The sequence below is a fragment of the Methylocystis sp. WRRC1 genome, assembly GCF_020733155.1.
Lineage (GTDB): Bacteria > Pseudomonadota > Alphaproteobacteria > Rhizobiales > Beijerinckiaceae > Methylocystis.
Map to the genome: position 1 here is coordinate 2,971,022 of NZ_JAJFZJ010000001.1, position 19,152 is coordinate 2,990,173.

Annotated in this window: 17 protein-coding genes and 1 pseudogene; 9 read left to right on the forward strand and 9 right to left on the reverse strand. The window is 65.3% G+C overall.

Annotated elements, in window-relative coordinates; all coding sequences use genetic code 11:
• Positions 1-110: 110 nt before the first annotated feature.
• Both LG047_RS14425 and rpsA read right to left on the reverse strand, forming a co-directional pair.
• Positions 111-1,031, reverse strand: coding sequence for a hypothetical protein (locus tag LG047_RS14425; RefSeq protein WP_227967472.1), 921 nt, complete (start codon positions 1,029-1,031; stop codon positions 111-113).
• 204 nt (positions 1,032-1,235) lie between these two features.
• Positions 1,236-2,981: a 30S ribosomal protein S1 gene (rpsA, locus tag LG047_RS14430; RefSeq protein WP_036283173.1), complete on the reverse strand. Its 1,746-nt coding sequence runs from the start codon at positions 2,979-2,981 to the stop codon at positions 1,236-1,238.
• Positions 2,982-3,427: 446 nt separating this feature from the next.
• On the opposite strand from rpsA, the gene LG047_RS14435 reads away from it, so the two are divergent.
• From LG047_RS14435 to LG047_RS14450, 4 genes are all read left to right on the forward strand, one after another.
• Positions 3,428-3,718, forward strand: coding sequence for a hypothetical protein (locus tag LG047_RS14435; RefSeq protein ID WP_144259596.1), 291 nt, complete (start codon positions 3,428-3,430; stop codon positions 3,716-3,718).
• A gap of 74 nt (positions 3,719-3,792) precedes the next feature.
• Positions 3,793-4,059, forward strand: a complete 267-nt coding sequence (locus LG047_RS14440; RefSeq protein WP_036283171.1) for a hypothetical protein — start codon at positions 3,793-3,795, stop codon at positions 4,057-4,059.
• 92 nt (positions 4,060-4,151) lie between these two features.
• Complete coding sequence (locus LG047_RS14445) at positions 4,152-4,997, forward strand: DUF692 domain-containing protein (RefSeq protein ID WP_227967473.1); 846 nt, start codon at positions 4,152-4,154, stop codon at positions 4,995-4,997.
• Positions 4,994-5,794: a DNA-binding domain-containing protein gene (locus tag LG047_RS14450; RefSeq protein ID WP_227967474.1), complete on the forward strand. Its 801-nt coding sequence runs from the start codon at positions 4,994-4,996 to the stop codon at positions 5,792-5,794. The genes LG047_RS14445 and LG047_RS14450 overlap by 4 nt, the downstream gene beginning before the upstream one ends.
• On the opposite strand, the gene LG047_RS14455 is transcribed toward LG047_RS14450, so the two are convergent.
• The 7 genes and pseudogenes from LG047_RS14455 to LG047_RS14485 all read right to left on the reverse strand — a co-directional run bounded on the left by LG047_RS14455 (position 5,795) and on the right by LG047_RS14485 (position 12,277).
• Complete coding sequence (locus tag LG047_RS14455) at positions 5,795-6,337, reverse strand: formaldehyde-activating enzyme (RefSeq protein ID WP_227967475.1); 543 nt, start codon at positions 6,335-6,337, stop codon at positions 5,795-5,797. It lies immediately after the preceding gene.
• Positions 6,338-6,402: 65 nt separating this feature from the next.
• A complete protein-coding gene (locus tag LG047_RS14460; RefSeq protein WP_036283167.1) occupies positions 6,403-6,777 on the reverse strand; it encodes an SgcJ/EcaC family oxidoreductase in 375 nt (124 codons plus the stop codon).
• A complete protein-coding gene (locus LG047_RS14465; RefSeq protein WP_227967476.1) occupies positions 6,764-7,909 on the reverse strand; it encodes a quinone-dependent dihydroorotate dehydrogenase in 1,146 nt (381 codons plus the stop codon). Before LG047_RS14465 ends, LG047_RS14460 begins: the two co-directional genes overlap by 14 nt.
• Positions 7,906-8,250, reverse strand: a complete 345-nt coding sequence (locus LG047_RS14470) for a DUF952 domain-containing protein (protein ID WP_227968504.1) — start codon at positions 8,248-8,250, stop codon at positions 7,906-7,908. Before LG047_RS14470 ends, LG047_RS14465 begins: the two co-directional genes overlap by 4 nt.
• Positions 8,251-8,322: 72 nt before the next feature.
• Positions 8,323-8,556, reverse strand: a pseudogene (locus LG047_RS14475) (phage baseplate assembly protein V); the annotation flags it as partial.
• Positions 8,553-10,754 (reverse strand): glucans biosynthesis glucosyltransferase MdoH, encoded by a 2,202-nt coding sequence (mdoH, locus tag LG047_RS14480; protein WP_227967477.1) that lies wholly within the window; start codon positions 10,752-10,754, stop codon positions 8,553-8,555. The gene mdoH and the pseudogene LG047_RS14475, both read right to left, overlap by 4 nt.
• Entirely contained in the window at positions 10,742-12,277 is a 1,536-nt protein-coding gene (locus LG047_RS14485) for a glucan biosynthesis protein (protein WP_227967478.1), read from the reverse strand. Before LG047_RS14485 ends, mdoH begins: the two co-directional genes overlap by 13 nt.
• Before the next feature lie 223 nt (positions 12,278-12,500).
• Between LG047_RS14485 and glmU the strand changes: the two genes are divergently transcribed.
• The 5 genes from glmU to LG047_RS14510 all read left to right on the forward strand — a co-directional run bounded on the left by glmU (position 12,501) and on the right by LG047_RS14510 (position 19,151).
• Positions 12,501-13,868 (forward strand): bifunctional UDP-N-acetylglucosamine diphosphorylase/glucosamine-1-phosphate N-acetyltransferase GlmU, encoded by a 1,368-nt coding sequence (gene glmU, locus LG047_RS14490; protein ID WP_227967479.1) that lies wholly within the window; start codon positions 12,501-12,503, stop codon positions 13,866-13,868.
• A gap of 121 nt (positions 13,869-13,989) precedes the next feature.
• A complete protein-coding gene (gene glmS, locus LG047_RS14495) occupies positions 13,990-15,819 on the forward strand; it encodes a glutamine--fructose-6-phosphate transaminase (isomerizing) (RefSeq protein WP_227967480.1) in 1,830 nt (609 codons plus the stop codon).
• Positions 15,820-16,101: 282 nt separating this feature from the next.
• On the forward strand, positions 16,102-17,454 hold the full coding sequence (locus LG047_RS14500) for an acyltransferase (protein WP_227967481.1): 1,353 nt from the start codon (positions 16,102-16,104) through the stop codon (positions 17,452-17,454).
• A 142-nt stretch (positions 17,455-17,596) separates the two neighbouring features.
• A complete protein-coding gene (locus LG047_RS14505) occupies positions 17,597-18,421 on the forward strand; it encodes an ABC transporter permease (protein ID WP_036283161.1) in 825 nt (274 codons plus the stop codon).
• Positions 18,411-19,151 (forward strand): ABC transporter ATP-binding protein, encoded by a 741-nt coding sequence (locus LG047_RS14510; RefSeq protein ID WP_051134165.1) that lies wholly within the window; start codon positions 18,411-18,413, stop codon positions 19,149-19,151. The genes LG047_RS14505 and LG047_RS14510 overlap by 11 nt, the downstream gene beginning before the upstream one ends.
• Position 19,152 lies beyond the last annotated feature (1 nt).

The window sequence follows — 19,152 nt, forward strand, 5'->3', positions numbered from 1 at the left end:
CGGTTAGGATCATAATAGCGGATCGTTTCGCAAAAGCGACAAGACTTGATCCGCGATCCGGCTTTTTCCCGTTAGAGTGAATGGCGGTCGCGCCTCCGCCATCCATCGCGTCAGCGCACGGCCTGGGTCTTGTGAACGACCGGCTTGGCCTTGGCGGCTCGTTTCGCAGGCGGCTTGCGGGCGGGAATGCTCGCGGTCACGTCGTCATGCGAGACATTGGCGCAGCCCTTGCCGCGCGCCGCCTCGGCGTTGAGGAAGAACTCGTTGAGCGCCTTGTTGTCGCCGGGCGCGACATATTCCAGCCGGTCGAGCATGCAGCCCAGCGAGGCGCGCTCGATCGGCAGGGTTGCCGCGCCGCAGGCGAGACCGGCGATCTCGAGCGGCAGCTTGCCGTCGACGAGACGCGTGGCAAGGCAGGAGCGCTCGCTCGCCGCGACCCCTTCGCTCGCGGGTTGGGTGAGGCGGATGTCGGCGGTCTCGAAGGCGCCGAAGCGCGTGGTCAGCGCCGTCGGCTGGCCGATCTTCGCGACATTGAGGCCAAGCTGCGCGGCGTGACGGGTCATGTCGAGGAAGAAGTCGGGATTGGTGTCCCTGGCGGTCAGATTCTGGTGAATGTCGATCCGCAGCAAGGGCGCGCCCATCGCGAACTGGCCCATGGTCAGGCTGTCGACGCGGCCGCCGCCTTCTTCGGACTCGCGCACCGAGACGACCTTCTTCTCACGCTCGAATTCCGGCGCGTTGAGGTCGAAGGCGCTGAAGGGCGTCGCCCTGGCGTCTCCGGCCTGGTCCGGGCCGGCGGCGGCGATCTTGTTGGCGATCTTGGCGGCGGGCGCCGCCGCGGCTGCGGGAGCGTCCGCATTGGCGACAGACTGGGGGTCGGCCGCATGGCGGGTCAGGATCACGGCCGCGGCGAGAATGAGCGAGGCGCCCGCGCCCATGCCGAAAGCGGCAAGCGCGCCGAGCGGTCGGGCGCGTAGAGGGCCCATGTAAGGACTGGCGGCATATTCATGATCAAAAGAGTTCGCACTCATGACGCAACTCCAGGGGCTCGCGTTCGGCAAGCATTAACGATGCGCCGATCTTGCCCTGCGCGGCCAAAACTAGGGTTAACGCCGATAAAACAGGTTGCGTTATGGTGAATGAAAGGTTGACGCGGGTTCGGCGGCGCCGAACCAAAAGAAAAAGCCCGCGACGTTTGCGCGCCGCGGGCCTTTGATCTTTTTTTTGGGGAAGGATTACTCGTCCTTCTTGCCCTTCTTTGCTTCGCCCTCGCGGGCCTTCAGCGCCGCGCCGAGGATGTCGCCGAGCGACGCGCCGGAATCGGCGGAGCCGTATTGCGCGATGGCCTCCTTCTCCTCGGCGACCTCGAGCGCCTTGATGGAGACGGCGACCTTGCGCGCCTTGCGGTCGAACAGGGTCACGCGGGCGTCGACCTTCTCGCCGACGGCGAAGCGCTCGGGGCGCTGGTCGGCGCGGTCGCGGGCGAGCTCGCTGCGCTTGATGAAGGTCGTGAGATCGGTGCCGGCGATCTTGACGTCGATGCCGGAGTCCTTGACCTCGACCACCTCGCAGGTGACCACGGCGCCCTTGCGGACGTCGCCGCCTTCCTCGCCGCCGCCGACCGAGGCGAAGGGATCGCCCGCAAGCTGCTTCACGCCGAGAGAGATGCGCTCCTTCTCGACGTCCACGTCGAGAACCTGAGCGTTGATCACGTCACCCTTCTTGTATTCCTCGATCACCTGCTCGCCCGGACGGTTCCAGTCGAGATCGGAGAGATGGACCATGCCGTCCACGTCGCCGTCGAGGCCGATGAACAGGCCGAACTCGGTCTTGTTCTTGACCTCGCCGGAGACGGTCGAACCGATCGGATGCTTCTCCGCGAAGGCCTCCCACGGATTCTGCAGGGTCTGCTTGAGGCCCAGCGAGATGCGGCGCTTGACCGGATCGACTTCGAGAACCTGAACGTCGACTTCCTGGCTCGTCGAAACGATCTTGCCGGGGTGGACGTTCTTCTTGGTCCAGCTCATCTCGGAGACGTGGACGAGGCCCTCGATGCCCGGCTCCAGCTCCACGAAGGCGCCGTAGTCGGTGATGTTGGTCACGCGGCCATGGAACTTCGCGCCGATCGGATACTTGGCCTCGATGCCCTGCCACGGATCCTCGAGCAGCTGCTTCATGCCGAGCGAGATGCGGTGCGTCTCGTGATTGATCTTGATGATCTTCACCTTGACGGTCTGGCCGATGGTCAGCACCTCGGACGGGTGATTGACGCGGCGCCAGGCGATGTCGGTGACATGCAGCAGGCCGTCGATGCCGCCCAGATCCACGAAGGCGCCGTAGTCCGTGATGTTCTTCACGACGCCGTCGATCACCTGACCTTCTTCGAGGTTCGCCACGATCTCGTGACGCTGCTCGGCGCGGCTCTCCTCCAGCACAGTGCGGCGGGAGACGACGATGTTGCCGCGGCGGCGGTCCATCTTGAGGATGTGGAAAGGCTGCGGCACGTTCATCAGCGGCGCGACGTCGCGGATCGGGCGGATGTCCACCTGCGAGCGCGGCAGGAAGGCCACGGCGCCGTCGAGGTCGACGGTGAAGCCGCCCTTGACCTGGTTGAAGATGACGCCGTCGACCTTCTCATTGGTCTCGAACGCCTTTTCGAGCTTGACCCAGCTCTCCTCGCGGCGCGCCTTGTCGCGCGAGATGACGGCTTCGCCCAGCGCGTTCTCGACGCGCTCGAGATAGACCTCGACCTCGTCGCCGACATTCGGAGCGGGATCGCGGCCGTAGCCGGTGAATTCCTTGATGGCGACGCGGCCCTCGGTCTTCAGACCGATGTCGATGACGGCGACGTCCTTCTCGATGGCGACGACGCGGCCCTTGATGACGGACCCTTCGAAAGCCTCGTTATTGCCGTAGCTTTCGTCGAGCAGGGCGGCAAAATCTTCGCGCGTGGGGGCGCGCTGAGTCGTTGCGGATGACATTGTTTCTCCTGAGGAGCCCTTTGCGGGCGGGCGCCGGCTATGGGTTGGCGTTACGGATCGGCTTTCGATAGTCGGAGGTCCCTGCGCGTGCGCGCGAGAGACGAAAGGTTCATGTCTGACCTGGCCGGCGCGGCCCGACGATCGAAAACCAGTTTTCGCCGGACGAGGGTCGCCCGACGATGCGCTGCTATCTAACAGCGGGGCGGTGTCCCGGCAAGCCTAGCCGCCCGGGTTTCGATGGTGCGGCGCATTGCCAAATTCGCTGCGTTGCAGCAATCTGACGCTGTGGAGAATCACGGTCGGCGTTATCCATGTCCTTGATTGTTGGGGGTCTGACCGAAAACGCGCTGGCGGAATGGCGATCGGATGGTAAGCTTGACTTTTGTGGCGTGGTCTTTGCTTCGCACGACGTCGAAGCGCCGCGCTCTTTTTCAGGAGTTTTGTTCATGAAGACAAAGACCTTCCAGGGAGCCGCCATCGCTGCCGCCGCCATGGCTCTCGCGCTCGCTGGCGCAGCTCCAGCCGCCGCCAAAGGCAAGAAGCATCATCGCGGCGCGGCCTCGTCCGAGAAAATGGCCTGCAGCGCGAAAGCCGGGTGCCCGGCGAAGGGCAAGGCCGAGGGAGCCGCTGCTCCGGCGACCAACGAGGCCGCGCCCGCCAACGCCGCCCCCGGCGCTCCGGCTTCAGGCGCGGCGCCGGCGAGCGCCGCTCCGTCCGCGGCGCCGATGAACCGATAGTCATCCGCGTCGCCAGCGGCGTCCGGTTTGCACGACCTTTCGCTCCCGTCGGGGGCTTTACTGAGGAGAACTACATGAAGACGAAAGTCGTTTCAGGCGCGGCTCTGGCCGCGGCCGCAGTTGCGCTCGCGCTGAGCGGCGCCGCCGTCACGCCGGCCTACGCCAAGGGCCACACCTGCAACATGGCCAAGGGCCAGTGCGGCGGCAAGATGAAGTGCATGACGAAGACCGGCGTGTGCAAGCATCACATGAGCCATCACAAGGGCAATTGCCATCACAAGCACGGCTGTCATCACACGAAGGCCGGCTGCCATCACAAGAGCCATTGCAAGAGCAAGTAAGTTGCGTAATTTGGGGCGGCCGCTCGCGGCCGTCCCAGTCTTTGATTATGTCCCGCCGAGCTGAAGCGCGGCCTTGAGAAGAGATATGCGCGATGAATAAGCCCGCGCCGCTCGGATACGGCCTCGGCCTGCGGCCCGTCTATTACGATGAGATTCTCTCGACCAATCCGCCGGTCGACTGGTTTGAAATCATCTCCGAAAATTACATGCTCGCGGGCGGTCGGCCGCTCGCCATGCTGGACCGCGTGCGCGCCAACTATCCGATCGTCATGCATGGCGTGTCGATGTCGCTGGCCTCCTGCGACCCGCTCGATTTCGACTATCTCAAGCAGTTGAAGGCGCTCGCCGAGCGGGTTGAGCCGGCCTGGATCTCCGACCACGTCGCCTGGACGGGCGTGCATGGCGTGACGCTGCACGACCTCCTGCCCATTCCCTACACGCGCGAGTCGCTCGACCATATCGTCGATCGCATCCGGCGCGTTCAGGATTTCCTCGGACGTCAACTCGTCGTCGAAAACGCTTCGACCTACGTCTCTTTCGTCGCCTCCGAGATGAGCGAGCAGGAATTCGTTCGCGAGATGGCGGAGCGGGCCGATTGCCTGTTGCTGCTCGACGTCAACAATGTCTTCGTGTCGAGCTTCAATCACGGCTTTGATCCGATCCCCTTTATCGACGCCATCCCTGTCGAGCGCGTCGTGCAGTTTCATATGGCCGGTCACACCAACAACGAGACGCATCGCGTGGACACGCATGATCAGCCCGTCTGCGAGGAAGTCTGGGCGCTCTACGAACATGCTCGCCGCCGCTTTGGAAATGTTTCGGCGATGATCGAGCGCGACGACAATTTCCCGCCCTTCTCCGAACTGCTCGAGGAGCTTCAGCACATGCGCGATATCGACGCGCGCATCGCCGCCGACGGCGCGCTGAACGCCGCATGAAGCTCGCCGACTTTCAGGCGCTGTTCCAGGGCCGCATACTGGAAGGGGCAGGGGAGGGCGACAAGCCCCTGCTGTCGGCGCTGCGCCCCTCGCAGCGCGGCGCGGAGCGTGAGACGCTGCTCGGCGTTTATCAGCACGGCTATCGCGCGCGGCTTGCGGATTTTCTCGGCGAAGACCACCCCGGCCTGCGCGCGCTCCTCGGCGATGAGGCCTTCGACGCGCTCATCGAGGATTATATCGCCGCAACTCCGCCGCGGAACCGCAATGCGCGCTGGTACACGACCGGCCTGCCGGATTTCATGCGCGAAAGCCCGCGTTGGCGCGACGACCGGCGCGCCGTCTCGATGGCGCTGTTCGAGCGTGCGATGGTGGACGCCTTCGACGCCGCCGACGCCGAGCCGCTGACGATCGAGGCGCTGGCTCAATTTGCGCCGGAAGACTGGCCGCGCCTCGTCTTCGGCTTCCATCCGAGTCTCATCGTTCTGGAGCTCGCCGCAGGCACGCTCGAAGCCTATGACCCGTCGCCGGACGACGAAGGCGCGCAGGCGCCGGAAGCGGATGGCGTCGAGGCCGTCGCGGTGTGGCGCGTCAATGAAGAATCCGCCTTCCGTGGGCTGGAGCCAGACGAATTTGTCGCATTGAGCGAGGCGCGGGCCGGCCGCGCCTTCGGCGATATATGCCAGATGGCTGCTTTCCAGCAGTCCGGCGAAATCGAGCCGGAGCGGCTCGCGCAGTTTCTCGCCAGCTGGTTCGAGGACGGGATGGTGATTTCCGCCCGCCCTCGACAGGAGGGCTGATTACTCGTCGAACACGCCTTCCAGCGCGTAATGAGAAACCGTCTTGCGGTTGGCGATGAGCTGGTCGGCCGTCGGCTCGCCCTTCATCGCGCGCGAGATCGCGAGCTTCGTCGCCTCGTAATTGGTGCGGTAGAGGTCTCTCTTGTCGAGATTCTCATCCGTCGCGCAGCGCGGGTCGAGCCAGACCATGATGATCATGCACAGCTCGTTGACCTGCGCCTTGGGGATGATCCCTTCCGCCACACAGTCGACGATGGCGTCGCCCGTCGCCGCCTGCACGATTCCGCCGAGCAGCTCGACATAGGCTTCCGACTTCACCGTCATCTTGGTGGTCATCATGGTCGCCGGGCGCACCTGCTGATTGAGGTCGCGGATGACGAACATGCGCGGATGGCCCGCCACCTGTCCGGTCATCGAGGCCAGCGCATGGCCGACCGGGCCCTTCACATTGCCGATCAGCACTTCCGGCATTGCGTCGGTATATTGCCCGTCAGCCGCCAGAACCGTCGCTTCGCCCGTCGCCAGCCAGATTTGTTCGCTCATGATTGTCCCTCTTCGTTGGATGCGCGCTCGATAGCATCGCGTGCGGTCATATGAAAGGCGGGGCGTCAGACGAGCATGTTGGCGTCGCGGGAGAGCACCCAGCGGCCGTCTTCGGTCCTGCGCAGGATCGTCAGCGTATGGCCGGCGCGCCGGATCGGCTTTGCGCCGGGCGGCGCGACGGTTAGTTCGAGACGGTTACGCATGATCGCCCAGTCGCCGAGGATTTTGATTTCCTGAATGTCGCTCGCCATGTCGATCTTCATGTTCTTCATCTGCGCGGCGGCGGCCTTGAAGGCCTGCGCGCCGAAAGGCTCCGCGCCGGGCGACATGAAGACCGCATCTTCGTCCATCAGCCGCAGGATCGCGTCGACGTCGCCGCTTCTGCTCGCGGCGAACCATTCATCCACGAAGGCGCGGATCGCCTTTTCATCGTCGGTCATATGTCTTCCCCTGCGCGATTTCTCTCGCCCGGCGTCCCACGAGCGTGGAAAGCGCGACGTCTTCGCGCTGAAGCGCCTCCACGAGCCCGCGCTTGATGCGCGTCACGAGGCCGGGACCCTCGTAGACGAGCGCGGAATAAAGCTGCACGAGCGTCGCCCCTGCTTCGATCTTGGCGAGGGCCGCCTCAGCGCTATCGACGCCGCCCGCGCCAATGAGCGGAAACTGTCCTTCGACGCGCAAACAGGTTTGCGCGAGCATGCGGGTTGAAAGCAGGAAGAGCGGTTTGCCTGAAAGGCCGCCGGTTTCCTTGGATAGCGGCGAGCGCAGCGTATCGGGGCGCGAGATTGTCGTGTTGGAGACGATCATGCCGTCGACGCCCCTGTCGCGCGCGACGCGGACAATGCCGTCGAGCTGGTCGAGGGCCAGATCGGGAGCGATTTTCAAGAGCACGGGCCGCCGCGTCGGCAAAGCGTCGCGAGCGTCGATGACGCTCGCAAGCAAGTCGGCGAGCGCCGCCGGCTCCTGCAGATCGCGAAGGCCGGGCGTGTTCGGCGAGCTGACGTTGATCGTGAAATAATCCGCCGCGTCGGCGAATGCCGCGACGCCCGCGACATAATCCGCCGCGCGATCTTCCGAGTCCTTGTTGGCGCCGACGTTCACCCCGACGACGCCAGCGCCGTCATGCGCGCCGCGAAAAGGTCCGGCGCCGTAATGGCGCCGTTCCTTTGTCTCGCCCAGTCGGGCGAGGCGGCGCGTCAACCGATCCAGCGCCGGCGCATGGCCGTCGTTGTTGAAGCCGTATCTGTTGATGACCGCTCGGTCCGCGACGAGACGAAAGGCGCGCGGGCGCGGGTTGCCCGGCTGCGGGCGCGGCGTCAGCGTGCCGACCTCCACGAAGCCGAAGCCGAAACCCAGCATGGCGTCGGCGACTTCCGCATTCTTGTCGAAGCCCGCAGCGAGGCCGACCGGATTGGGAAAATCGAGGCCGAAGGCGGAGGCGGCGAGACGCGGATCGTCCTTCTCGGGCGTGCGTTTCGGCAGGAATTTCAGCGCGGCGATCGTCGCGCGATGCGCGTCCTCGGCGTCGAGCAGACGCAACAATGGAAGCAGGAGGCCGAAAGCGTCGATCATGCGAGAAGCCCCGAAAAATCATGGCGCCCGTCCTGCCCGAGCGGCAACGGGTCGACGCGCGCGACGGCGTCGAGGGAGAGCGGCGCGTAGAGATGGGGAAACAGCGCGCCGCCGCGCGAGACCTCCCATTTCAGCGCATCGCCGAGCCTGTGGGCGTCGATGGAAACGAGGAGAAGGTCCGTCTGTCCGGCGAAATGTTTCGCCGCCGTTTCTTCAACCTGGTCGGCGCTCGAAAAATGGATGAAGCCGTCGGTGACGTCTATCGCCGCGCCGAGGAAGACGCCCGCGGCCTCGGCGGCGCGCCATTCGCGCGCGGAGACGATCTTGTAAATGCGTTTCATGTTGCCAACGGCTGCGTCGGACCGCGCGGCGTCGTGAGACGCCGGCGGAGCGCCTTCCTTCCAGAGAACGCCGATGACGAAAGGCAGACTTGCGTCTCCGGCTTCGAATGCGATCAGCACTTCATCGCCGATTGCGGGCGCGGTCGCTATCTCATTTGCGCCCACGGCCGTCGCCAGACGCGCCCAAAACATTTCCGGCCCGAACAGGTTCGGCGCGACGACCTTCACGCGGCCCCGGCTTACCGGGTCCTGCGATTCCGCGACGCGGGCGCGATACACCCCGTAGAAGCGGGCGTCCGAATTCACTCCGCCGCCCGCGCGGTTTCCGCCTGCTTGTCAGCCTTGCGCGGCAGGCGCGCGATCATGCCGATCAAAGCGCGGTCGGAGAGCGCGACCAGACGCTCGCCCCGATTGAGCCACGCCACTGCGTCTTCGATCGTCTCTGCGTCGGCGATCTTCGCCTCCGCCACTGCGCGGTCGGCGGTCACGACGCCGCGCTGGCGCGGCTTGCGCATCGGCAGCCAGGCTTCGTGCAGCGCGCGAAGCTCGGGGTCGGCGTGGATCGCGACGATTCCGTTGACTTCGTCCTCGTCCGCGCGGGCCAGCGCCTTGGAGAGCGCCTTGCCGCGCTTGGCGACGGGCGGGGTCGTCGTTTCCTCGGGCGTCGTCAGCACGCCGGCGCGGCGGAAGACGAGGCCGAGCCAGCGCTGGCTCGTCAGCCAGGAAATCGGAATCGCCAGGATGAGGCCGGCGATCGTCGGCGACATCCAGGCGACGAGCGAGGGGGAGATCAACAGGCCGGCGATGAGGCTCAGCGCGCCGAGCGCTACATGCGAGCGATGGCGCTTCACGATATCGATGAAAGGCACCGATCCGTCGTCGCGGCGTTGCGGGTCCCAGCCGGTGTCGAATCCGAAGACGATATGAACGACATGGCCCGTCTGGATCAGCATCATGATCGGCGCGAGCAGGGCCGAGAGCACCACCTCGAACAGGGTCGAGATCAACAGCATGATGACGCCGCCGGAGCCCCTGCGCGTCTCCGGCTCGTAGATCGCGACGAGCAGGCCAAAGAGTTTCGGCGCCAGCAGAATGCCCATGGTGAGGGCGAAGAGCTCGAGCGAACGCTCCGCGTCGAATCGCGGGAAGGTCGGGAACAGCGCGAATTCGCTCGTGAAATATTCCGGGCGGAAATAGCTCGCCTGAAAGACGATCACGATGCCGATGAGGAGCTGCAGCAGCCACAGCGGCGAGGTCAGATAGCCGAAGATGCCGGTGAGGAAATGCTGTCGCGACGCCCAGTGCAGGCCGCGCGTGAAGAGCACGCGCGAATGCTGGAGATTGCCCTGGCACCAGCGCCGATCGCGGATCGACAGGTCGATGAGCGAGGGCGGGCTTTCCTCATAGGAGCCGCCGAGCGTCGGCATCATGTAGACCGCATAGCCGGCGCGGCGGATCAGCGCCGCCTCGACGAAGTCGTGGGAAAGGATATGTCCGCCCCACGGCGGCCGGCCGCGCAGGTCGGGCAGGCCGCAGTGGCGCGCGAAGGCCTCCGTGCGGATGATGGCGTTGTGGCCCCAGTAGTTGCCGTCGCGGCCCATCCATGCGGAAAGGCCCATGGCGATCACGGGGCCATAGATGCGCGCCGCGAACTGCTGCACGCGGGCGAAGAGCGTGTTGCGGTTGATGATGAGCGGCAGCGTCTGGATGATGCCCGAGTCCGGGTCCGACTCCATTGCGGCGGCCAGTTTCACAATCGTCGGGCCGGTCATCAGGCTATCGGCGTCGAGCACGACCATATGGGCGTAGGCGCCGCCCCATCGCGTGACGAAATCCTCGATGTTGCCGGCCTTGCGGCCGACATTCTTCTCGCGGCGGCGGTAGAAGACGCGCGCCTGCGGCCCCAGCCGGCGGCGGATGCCGATGAAGGCGCGTTCTTCGGCGATCCATACGTCCGGATTGGTGGTGTCGGAGAGGAAGAACCAGTCGAAATGCTCGCCGAGCCCCGTCGCCTGCACGTCCTCGTAGATCGTCTGAAGCGCGGCGAAGACCCGGCTCGGCGCTTCATTGTAGATCGGCATGACGACGGCGGTCTTCTCGTTGAGCGCCGTCGGCAGGCTGACGGGGGGACGTCTGCGCAGTAATATCACGAAGCCGACGATGCTGCTCGTGAAGCTCAGCGCGATCCATGAGAAGTTGAGAACGAAGAGCCCGAGCAGCGCCCATTTCAGGGTCGTGACGCCGCCGACGTCGATGACCTTGTACATCTCGTGGCCGCCATAGGCGGTCAGCGCAAGGCCGCCGCCGAAAGCGACGAGACGCGCCAGCCACGGCGTATGCCACAGCCAGGGCGCGGCGGGCTTGCGTATCTGGCGCGCATCGAATTTGAAGAGATTCTGCGCCGGCATCGAAAGCCGGTTCTCGACCGGAGTCGGCGGCGCGGCGTCGGCGAAGGGGGCCGCCGGCGCGGGAGCTTCGGCTGGCGAGCTATTCAAAGAGTCCATCTATAAAGCCAGGTTTCGCTGATCGGCTCCTCGCCCGCTTTCAGGACAAGGCGCAATTCGCAGAAATTTTCGCCGGCGGGATCGACGTCGAAGGAGACCCGGCACGTTTTCGCCGACGGGTTGAGAAACGTGCGGATGTTGGTCGCCGATCCCGGCGAGGTGGTCAGGGCGGCGGTGAGCCGCTCCGTCTTTTTCGGATCGGCCAGCACATCGCCTGAAAAAACGACAAGAAAACGGCGGAGCTTGCCGCCCGGGGCGCGGCCGGAACGCGCTTGCGCCGCCGCCGCCATCGGCGGGCTGATCGGCGGCTCCCAGCACCAGAACTGCCGATAGGCGAATGTCGCGGCCGCCCCGCCGAAAAGCGACGCCTTGGGACGCCAGTAGGCGACGATATTCTCGTTGTTCTCGGATTCGGACGGGATTTCGACGAGCTGCATGGCCCCCTCGCCCCATTCGCCGAGCGGCTCGATCCACAGCGAGGGGCGCCGCTCCCAATGCTGGTCGTCGTCCTGATAATCGTTGATGTCGCGGCTTCTCACCAGCGCCCCGAATCCTTTCGGATTGGCGTCGACGAAGGACGAAAACTGCAGGCTCTCGCGGTTGGAGACCGGACGCCAGAGCCATTCGTTCTTGCCGGTGAGCATCTGCAGACCGTTCGTCGCGGCCACCATCGGGCGCAGATCGTCGGCGCGGCGCCTGTCGAGGGGCGTGTAGAGAGAGGCTGCGGCAAATCCCGCGAGCCCGTAATGATCGACGTTCGTGCGCGGAAACAGCGTCAGCTCGGTGTCGATGATGGTCGCTTCGGCCGGCCGCACGGTGAAGCGATAGGCGCCCGCGACGCTGGGGGAGTCGAGCAGGGCGTGAATGACGAGCGCATTGTCGCCCGGCGCCGGCTTCTCGATCCAGAAACTGCGAAAAGCGGGGAACTCCTCGCCATGCGGGTCGGCGGTGCGGATCGAGAGTCCGCGCGCCGTCACTCCGAGGTTCTGGCCATTGGCGACGGCTCGATAAAAGCTCGCCCCCTGAAATATGGCGAGCTCCGCTTCCGCGCCGCCATCCCGCCCATGAAGCGCCCGAAAGCCGGAAAATCCGAGATCCGGCAGTTTTTCCGGGACTTTCAGGCCGCCATAATCGAAGCGCGACTGGTCGTAGGCGAGACGGCTCGCGGCCCCGTTCTCGACGATGAAAATATCGACGGCGGCGGTGAATATATGCCCGCGATGCAGCGGCTCGATCGAAAAGCCCCTGTTTTCGCCGGCCCAGACGGCGGCTCCGGGCTTTGTCCTGATGCCGACGAACTGCTCGTAGCTCAGGCTCTCGAACGGTTCCCGCAAATCGGTCGGCGGAGCCACATAGGGCTTTGCGGCGAGCGCATGCGCCAGATCGACCACCATGTCGCGGGAGAAGGGCGCCGGGGGCGGGGGCGACGGCGGCGTAGCTCCCTGCGCGCGAGCCTGCGCCGGCGCGACGCCTGCGGCGATCGCGCCGAAGGCCGCCTTCAAAACTTCTCTGCGTTCGAACATGAGCAACCGGGAGCGTGGAAGAAAGCGGTCAATGAGGATCGCGCGTCGCTCATCTATACAAGAAAATGAGGGAGCAAAACGGTTTTCTTGGGACTTTCGCCGCAGGCGCCGCCGGTTCCGACGCTCTCGCGAAAACTTGCTCTCCACGGCCCGAATCTGCGAAGTAGCCGGAGGACGGCGCCCGTCGCCGAGCTCCAGTTGAAGAAAATGCGATGAAGCTTCGATGATTGAGGCGATAAAGAGCCGAAAAGCGCTCGCGATCGTCCTCGCCGCCGGCGAGGGGACGCGGATGAAGTCCGACATTCCGAAGGTGCTGCACGAGGTCGCCGGCCGCTCCATGCTGGCCCATGTGCTCGCCGCCGTCGGCGGGGCGCAGGTCGTAAACGTCGCCGTCGTCGTCGGGCCGGGGCGCGACGACGTGCGCGCCGAGGCCGAGCGCCTCGTCCCCGGGGCGCAGACCTTCGTGCAGGCCGAACGGCTCGGCACGGCCCACGCCGTTCTCGCCGCGCGCGCCGCCATCGCCGGGGGATGCGACGATCTTCTCGTGCTCTTCGGCGACACGCCGCTCGTCACGAGGGAGACGATCATCGCCCTGCGCGCCGCCCTCGCGGCGGGAGCCGGCGTCGCCGTCCTCGGTTTCGAGGCCGCCGATCCTTTCGGCTACGGACGGCTGATTCGGGATGACGCGGGCCGCCTCATGGCGATCCGCGAGCAGAAGGACGCGAGCGACGCCGAACGAGCGATAAGTCTCTGCAACGCCGGGCTCATGGCGATCGACGGCGCCCGCGCGCTGGGCTTCCTCGAAAAGATCGGCAACAGCAACGCGAATGGCGAATATTATCTGACCGACGTCGTCGAACTCGCCCGTGCGGAAGGTCGTGAGGCGCGCATCGTCGTCGCCGACGAGTCCGAAGTGCTCGGCGTGAACGACCGCATCCAGCTCGCCCGGGCCGAGGCGATCGCGCAGATGCGCCTGCGCCGCGCCGCCATGGCCGCCGGCGCCACCATGATCGCGCCGGAAACCGTTTTTCTCTCGGCCGATACGCGCTTCGGCCGCGACGTGCTGATCGAGCCCAATGTCGTCATCGGTCCCGGAGTCGAAATCGCCGACCGCGCCGTGATCCATTCATTCTCCCATCTCGAGGGCGCGAAGGTCGGGGCTGGCGCGACGATCGGTCCCTTCGCGCGGCTGCGGCCGGGAACGGCGCTGGCGGAGAACGCCAGGGTCGGCAATTTCGTCGAGATCAAGAACGCAACGGTCGCCAGGGGCGCCAAGGTCAATCATCTGACCTATATCGGCGACGCCGACATCGGCGCGAACGCCAATATCGGCGCAGGCACGATCACCTGCAATTACGACGGCTTCTTCAAATACCGCACCCAGATAGGCGAAAACGCCTTCATCGGCTCCAACTCCGCGCTCGTGGCGCCGGTGAAGGTCGGCGCGGGCGCCTATGTCGGCTCCGGCTCCGTCGTCACCAAGGACGTCTCCGCCGACGCGCTCGCCGTCGCCCGCGGCCGGCAGATGGAGAAGGCCGGCTGGGCCGCGGCGTTCCGCGCCGCGCAGGCGGAGCGGAAGGAAAAGAAGTAATCGGCCCCTCCGCCCTGCGAAAAGGATTGAGCGGACTGTCGCCCTTAACCCTGATCGTCGTCTGATCCGGGCGCCGGGCCGCGCTGGCGGCGCTCTTGCTATAACCGCTTCGGAGGTCGTCATGTGCGGCATTGTGGGAATCCTCGGCAAGGGTCCGGTTGCGGGCCAGCTCGTCGAAGCGCTCAAGCGCCTCGAATATCGCGGCTATGATTCGGCGGGAATCGCCACGCTGGAGAACGGGCGGCTGACGCGTTTGCGCGCCAGCGGCAAGCTGAAGAACCTCGAGGAAAAACTCGCGGGCGAGCCGCTGACCGGCGCGATCGGCATCGGCCACACCCGCTGGGCGACGCATGGCCGGCCGACCGAGAACAACGCCCACCCTCACGCCAGCAGCCATGTGGCCGTGGTGCACAATGGCATTATCGAGAATTTCCGCGAGCTGCGCGAGGAGCTGACGGCCAAGGGCCATGTCTTCGCCTCCGAAACGGATTCCGAGGTCGTCGCGCATCTCGTCGCCGAGAGCATGGCCGGCGGCGCGACCCCGGAGGCCGCCGTCGCCGTGGCGCTCAAGCGTCTCAAGGGCGCCTTCGCGCTGGCATTTCTGTTCGAGGGCGAGACCGATCTCCTCATCGGCGCGAGGCGCGGCTCCCCGCTCGCCGTCGGTTTCAGCGACGAAGGGGTGTATCTCGGCTCGGACGCGCTGGCGCTCGCTCCCTTCGCCACCTCGATCGCCTATCTCGACGAGGGAGACTGGGTGACGCTGCGCCGCGCCGGCGCCGAATTCCACGACGCGACGGACGCCGTCGTGGAGCGCCGCCGCCAGCCGCTTCAGGCGGGCTCCTTCCTGGTGGACAAGGGCAATTTCCGCCACTTCATGGCCAAGGAAATCCACGAGCAGCCGGAGGTCGTCGGCCGCACTCTGGCGCATTATCTCGATCTCTCCGAGGGCGTGGTGCGGCTGCCCTTCGAACTCGGCTTCGATCCCCAAAGCCTCACCCGCGTCACGATCTCCGCCTGTGGCACGGCCTATTACTCGGGCCTCGTCGCACGCTACTGGCTGGAGCGTTTCGCCCGGCTCTCCGTCGAAATCGACATTGCGTCGGAGTTTCGCTACCGCGATCCGCCGCTGCCGGAGAACGGGCTGATGATCGTGGTCTCGCAGTCGGGCGAGACCGCCGACACGCTCGCCGCGCTGCGTTATGCGCGCGAGCATGGCCAGCACATCCTCTCCATCGTCAACGTCGAGACCTCGACCATCGCCCGCGAGAGCGACACGGTCGCCAAGACCCTCGCCGGGCCGGAAATCGGCGTCGCCTCGACGAAGGCCTTCACCTGCCAGCTCGCCGTGTTCGCCTGCCTGGCGCTGGCGCTCGGCCGCGCCCGGGGCGTGCTCACCCGTGAACGCGAGCGCGAGCTCGTCGCCGAACTCATCGCCACCCCCGGCCAGATGGCCGACGTTCTGAAGCATGAGGCGAGGATCGAACCCGTCGCCCGCGACGTGGCGCGCGCCTCCAGCGTGCTTTATCTGGGCCGCGGGCCGTCCTTCCCGCTGGCGATGGAGGGCGCGCTCAAGCTCAAGGAATTGTCCTATATCCACGCCGAGGGCTATGCGGCGGGCGAGCTCAAGCACGGCCCTATCGCGCTCATCGATTACGCCATGCCGGTAATCGTTCTCGCCCCGCCGGACGCGAGCCTGGAAAAGACCGTCTCCAATCTTCAGGAAGTGGCGGCGCGCGGCGGCCACCTGATTCTCATCGGGTCGCCGCACGCGCGCAGGGAGGCGGCCGCCGAACTCGCCGGCTTCATTGAGCTTCCGGAAGCCGTGTCAGGCCCCTTCGCGGCCATCGTCTACGCCGCGCCGGTGCAGCTGCTCGCCTATCATGTCGCTGTTTTCATGGGCAAAGACGTGGATCAGCCACGCAATCTCGCCAAGAGCGTGACCGTGGAATAGCCCGGCTTTCGCGTTTTGCGGAAAGGCTGCGCTTGCATTTCAGCGGTCGGGACCCCGCGCCCCGACCGATTCCACATATTGTGACTAACTCGCCACAGTCGCTGCGGAATTTTTGATTTGTCGTCACCAAATGCGTGCAACAGGGCGCGCGTCTGTTAAGAATTGAGACAATTCACAGCCGCAACTGAGACCTGACCGATGATCTCAGACCGCATCTTTTCATCGCCATCGAGAACATCGTGGCAGTTTTCGCCTCAGGTTCAAACAAGAGCTGATGCGGCTGTGCCTGAGCAATTGTCGCAACTGCTTTACCTTGCGCGCTGGGCGGGCACGTTGCTTGTTCTCTCTGTTCACGGCTCAGCATTATTCCTGAATTTCAACCGCCTCGACCCGAATGACGAGTCCGCCTTCGTGGCGGCCTGGCGTTTCCTCGTCAGTTACGAGTTCGCGCGGCAGGGAGTCATTGGCTTTTTCGTGATGTCCGGCTTTCTCGTTGGCGGCGCGGCGATTGCGCGGCTGCGGGAGGACAAGCCGTTTCTTCTCGATTATTGCATTCACCGTTTCGCGCGCATCTATCTGGTGCTGATCCCGGCGATCGTGCTGACCTTCGTTCTCGACACGGCCGGCCGCTCCATTTTCCCTGTCGAATTCGGCGCCTATGGCGTCTCCTATTTCGAGGGGCATTACGACCTGCGTCTGATGCTGGCGGACTTTGTGAACTTGCAGGGGATCATCACCAAATTCTACGGCACGAACGGACCCTTGTGGTCCATCGCCTATGAATTCTGGTACTATATTTTCTTCCCTCTGCTCCTGCTCCCCTTCGGGCGCGCCTATTCGCCGGGAACGCGGAAAATCGTGGCCGCCGTCATATTCACCGTCTGCATTGCGGTGACGATCAGGCAGATCTGGTTCGCCTTCGGCTTCCTGATCTGGGGCCTTGGCGCAGCGCTCACGCTCGCGCGGCGGCCGCTGATGCGCTCTCCCGCGAGGGCCCTCGTCCTGACCGCAACTGTCATCGTCGCGCTGCGCGTGATTTTCACCGGCGCGATGATGCGGGACTATCCGGCGCTTCTCTACATTCCCGACGCCATCACGGCCGCCGCCTTCGCCAATCTGATCCTCACGATGCGTTTTTCGACGCTCCAGGACTGGCGTGTTCTCGACTGGTCCGGCCACAAGCGGCTCGCCGATTTCTCTTTCACGCTTTATGCGATCCACAATCCGACCATCGTGTTTCTCCGCGCGGCGGCCTCGCAGTTTCTCGGTCTGGAATGGGCCCAAAGCACGGCGGGAGCCGAGCAGTGGGAGGTTCTCGCCGTCTCGACCGGCGTGACCGTGGCGTTCGCCTTCGCGCTGTCGCGCGTGACGGAGGCGAAGGTCGGCGTCGCGCGCCGCCGGCTGCGCCAGCTCGTCGACCGCGCCGAATCACGTCTGGCGGATCAGCCGCTCGCCGGCCTGATGCGGGCGCCTCTGGCGCGCCGGGCCATTTCGCGTCGCGTGGGGCTATGGAAGGCGGGCGGCCGCTTCGAAAAGCCCCGCGCGCCGGGAGTCGCGGCGCCTCAATCCGCGCAGGGACGCGGAGAATATTGCGAAGCGGGCGATGGCAAAATCGCGGCGGCTGGAAGGGGGTAAGACCATCGTCCCGTCGGCGCCGGCGAACTGTCGCGCCCCGGAGGGGGCGCAGACGCGCCATTGACAGTGGGCGGGCCGAACTGGTCTATGCGGTGGCGGTCGCGCCCCGGGCGCCCCTCTCAGCGAAAGGACGTTTCGCCTGTTGCTCGCCTCGATCCCTCCCGCCTATGTCGCCCCCTTCGAGCGGGCGTGGCGTCACCGGGAGCTCATCCGCGCCGTTGTGCGGCGCGAGTTCATTTCGCGCTTCCGCGGCTCGCTTCTCGGGCCGGCGTGGGCGGTGATCTCGCCGCTCGTGATGCTGCTGACCTATACGGCGCTGTTCTCGATCACCGTGCCCCAGCTCTCCGCCGGCATGAGCGTGACCGATTACGCCAGCGGCATCTTCATCGGGCTGATCGTCTTCAATCTGTTCAGCGAACTCGCCTATCGCGCGCCGATCCTGCTCCACGAGCATGTCAATTTCGTCAAGCGCTCGATCTTTCCCAGCGAAACCATCGCCTGGACGGCGACGATTCGCGCCTTCACCTACGCCGGCGTCGCTTTCGCCGTCTACATCGTCTTCCGGCTCATCGTGGCGGGGACGATCCCCCTGACGATCGTGCTGTCGCCGCTGCTGATCGCGCCCTTTGCGCTCTTCATTCTCGGCGTCGTCTGGTTCCTGATGGCGCTCGGGGCCTTCACGCGCGACGTCGCGCACATCATGGCCTCGATCGTGCCGGTGCTGATGTTCGCGACGCCGATCTTCTACCGGCTCGACCAGATTGCGCAGATGTCGCCCACGACGGCGATCTGGCTGCGGCTCAACATCGTCGGCGACTACATCGAGATGCTGCGCGACGTGGCGCTCGACGGCTCCATTCCGAACGTCTTCGGCTATCTCGCCGTCGTCGCCGTCTCCTATGCGGTCTTCCTCGGCGGTTACCAGTTCTTCATGCGCTACAAATCGGTCATCGTCGATGTCATCTGAGCCCTCCATCCGCTGCGCGGGCGTCGGCAAGGCGTTTCAGCTCTATGCGCATCAGAACGACCAGTTGAAGCAGGTCCTTTTCGGATTGTGGAAGAAATTCTACAAGGAGAAGTGGGTCCTGCACGACGTGACCTTCACGGTCAACAAGGGCGAGCGCGTCGGCATCGTCGGACGCAACGGCGCCGGCAAGACCACGCTGCTGCAAATTCTCTGCGGCATTACCCTGCCGACGAAGGGCGAGTTCAAGGTCCAGGGCCGCATCGCGCCGATCCTGGCGCTGGGCTCCGGCTTCGACGTGCTGCTGACGGGGCGTGAGAACGCCCGAATCGGCGCGGCGATTCTGGGCCTCTCGCGCAAGGAGGTCGACGCGCGCATCGACGACATCGCCGCCTTCGCCGACATCGGCCCCTTCTTCGACCAGCCGATGCGCACCTATTCGATGGGCATGATCGCGCGCGTGGCCTTCGCGATCTGCGCTCATGCGGACGCCGACGTGCTGATCGTCGACGAGGCGCTCTCGGTGGGCGACGAAATATTCCAGCGCAAATGCGAGAAATACATCGCGGATTTCGGCCGGAACGGCACGATCCTGATGGTCTCGCACGATCTCAATTTCCTGCAGACGCTGTGCAACCGCGTGCTGTGGCTGGAGAACGGCGTCATTCGTGAGGTCGGCGACCCCGCGCAGGTGATCGCCGACTATCGCAAGGCAATGGGGACGGGAGCCTGAC

What these genes read in the sequence shown, in the direction of transcription:
- LG047_RS14510 (WP_051134165.1), top strand. Translation starts at nt 18,411, where the DNA reads ATGTCATCTGAGCCCTCCATCCGCTGCGCGGGCGTCGGCAAGGCGTTT.
- LG047_RS14465 (WP_227967476.1), bottom strand. Translation starts at nt 7,909, where the DNA reads ATGATCGACGCTTTCGGCCTCCTGCTTCCATTGTTGCGTCTGCTCGAC.
- rpsA (WP_036283173.1), bottom strand. Translation starts at nt 2,981, where the DNA reads ATGTCATCCGCAACGACTCAGCGCGCCCCCACGCGCGAAGATTTTGCC.
- LG047_RS14455 (WP_227967475.1), bottom strand. Translation starts at nt 6,337, where the DNA reads ATGAGCGAACAAATCTGGCTGGCGACGGGCGAAGCGACGGTTCTGGCG.
- LG047_RS14445 (WP_227967473.1), top strand. Translation starts at nt 4,152, where the DNA reads ATGAATAAGCCCGCGCCGCTCGGATACGGCCTCGGCCTGCGGCCCGTC.
- glmS (WP_227967480.1), top strand. Translation starts at nt 13,990, where the DNA reads ATGTGCGGCATTGTGGGAATCCTCGGCAAGGGTCCGGTTGCGGGCCAG.
- LG047_RS14440 (WP_036283171.1), top strand. Translation starts at nt 3,793, where the DNA reads ATGAAGACGAAAGTCGTTTCAGGCGCGGCTCTGGCCGCGGCCGCAGTT.
- LG047_RS14485 (WP_227967478.1), bottom strand. Translation starts at nt 12,277, where the DNA reads ATGTTCGAACGCAGAGAAGTTTTGAAGGCGGCCTTCGGCGCGATCGCC.
- LG047_RS14470 (WP_227968504.1), bottom strand. Translation starts at nt 8,250, where the DNA reads ATGAAACGCATTTACAAGATCGTCTCCGCGCGCGAATGGCGCGCCGCC.
- LG047_RS14425 (WP_227967472.1), bottom strand. Translation starts at nt 1,031, where the DNA reads ATGAGTGCGAACTCTTTTGATCATGAATATGCCGCCAGTCCTTACATG.
- LG047_RS14435 (WP_144259596.1), top strand. Translation starts at nt 3,428, where the DNA reads ATGAAGACAAAGACCTTCCAGGGAGCCGCCATCGCTGCCGCCGCCATG.
- mdoH (WP_227967477.1), bottom strand. Translation starts at nt 10,754, where the DNA reads ATGGACTCTTTGAATAGCTCGCCAGCCGAAGCTCCCGCGCCGGCGGCC.
- LG047_RS14450 (WP_227967474.1), top strand. Translation starts at nt 4,994, where the DNA reads ATGAAGCTCGCCGACTTTCAGGCGCTGTTCCAGGGCCGCATACTGGAA.
- LG047_RS14460 (WP_036283167.1), bottom strand. Translation starts at nt 6,777, where the DNA reads ATGACCGACGATGAAAAGGCGATCCGCGCCTTCGTGGATGAATGGTTC.
- glmU (WP_227967479.1), top strand. Translation starts at nt 12,501, where the DNA reads ATGATTGAGGCGATAAAGAGCCGAAAAGCGCTCGCGATCGTCCTCGCC.